Below are 1528 nucleotides of genomic sequence, written 5' to 3' on the forward strand. Positions count from 1 at the left end.
GGCCGCCGCCGCCGAGGCCACCGTGCCGCATGAGGGCGTGGTGATCGGCGAGCCCGCCGACGGCCCGGCGCCGGAGCCGCGCGAGGCCGAGGAGGCGCCCGAGACCCCGCCCGAGACGCTGGGCGGCCGCGGCAAGGACGATGCGGACGAGAATGGCCGCGAGGAGCGCCGCATCCCGTCGCGCTTCATGCGCCACTACAAGATCCAGGAGGTGATCCGCCGCCGGCAGATCATGCTGGTGCAGGTCGTCAAGGAGGAGCGCGGCAACAAGGGCGCGGCGCTGACCACCTATATCAGCCTGGCCGGCCGCTTCTCCGTGCTGATGCCGAACTCGCCCAAGGGCGGCGGCATCTCGCGCAAGATCACCTCGGTCGCCGACCGCAAGCGGCTGCGCGAGGCGATCGACGAGCTGAACATGCCGCGCGGCATGAGCATGATCGTGCGCACCGCCGGCGCCGGCCTGCCGAAGCCCGAGATCCGGCGCGACTGCGAATACCTGCTGCGGCTGTGGGACGACATCCGCGAGCGCACGCTGCAATCGACCGCCCCGGCGCTGATCTATGAGGAGGCGGACCTCATCAAGCGCTCGATCCGCGACGTGTTCGGCCGCGACATCGAGGAGATCCAGGTGGAGGGCGAGGGCGCCTACCGCCAGGCGCGCGACTTCATGCGCATGCTGATGCCGCAGAACGAGCGCAAGATCCGCCTCTACCGCGACCCGACCCTGCCGCTCTTCGCCCGCCACGGGGTGGACGCGCAGCTCGACGCGATGATGTCGCCCACCGTGCAGCTGAAATCGGGCGGCTACATCGTCATCAACCAGACCGAGGCGCTGGTCGCCATCGACGTGAACTCGGGCCGCGCCACGCGCGACCGGCACATCGAGGACACGGCGCTGCGCACCAACATGGAGGCGGCCGAGGAGATCGCCCGCCAGCTGCGGCTGCGCGACATGGCCGGGCTGATCGTCATCGACTTCATCGACATGGAGTCGTCGCGCAACGACGCCCAGGTGGAGCGCCGGCTGAAGGAGGCCCTGAAGCACGACCGCGCCCGCATCCAGGTCGGCCGCATCAGCCATTTCGGCCTGCTGGAGATGAGCCGCCAGCGGCTGCGCCCCAGCCTGACCGAGCATTCCTTCATCACCTGCCCGCATTGCCAGGGCCTCGGCATCGTCCGCAGCCCGGAGAGCGCCGCGCTGCAGGTGCTGCGCCAGATCGAGGAGGAGGGCGCCAAGCGCCGCGCCGCCGAGATCCAGGTGTCGATCGCGCCGGATCTCGCGCTGCACATCCTCAACCGCCGCCGCGACCGCCTGACCGAGATCGAGGCGCGCTACGGCATGGCGGTGCTGTTCGAGGCGGATGCCAAGCTGTCCGGCCCGCAGATCCGCATCGAGCGGCTGCGCGCCCAGACCGCGCCGGAGCCGCAGAGCGCGCCGGCCGCGCTGCGCATGGATTTCGCCCCCGAGGCGGAGCCTGAGCGCGCCGAGGCCCCGCGCGCCGAGGCCGTGGCCGAGACGGCGGAGGCC

General features: G+C 71.5%; 1 protein-coding gene. It reads left to right on the forward strand.

The features are described 5' to 3' along the window. A partial coding sequence (locus tag HMPREF0731_RS09105; RefSeq protein ID WP_007003802.1) for an Rne/Rng family ribonuclease occupies nt 1–1528 on the forward strand: 1528 nt, incomplete at both ends.

The organism is Pseudoroseomonas cervicalis ATCC 49957, from assembly GCF_000164635.1.
Taxonomy (GTDB): domain Bacteria; phylum Pseudomonadota; class Alphaproteobacteria; order Acetobacterales; family Acetobacteraceae; genus Pseudoroseomonas; species Pseudoroseomonas cervicalis.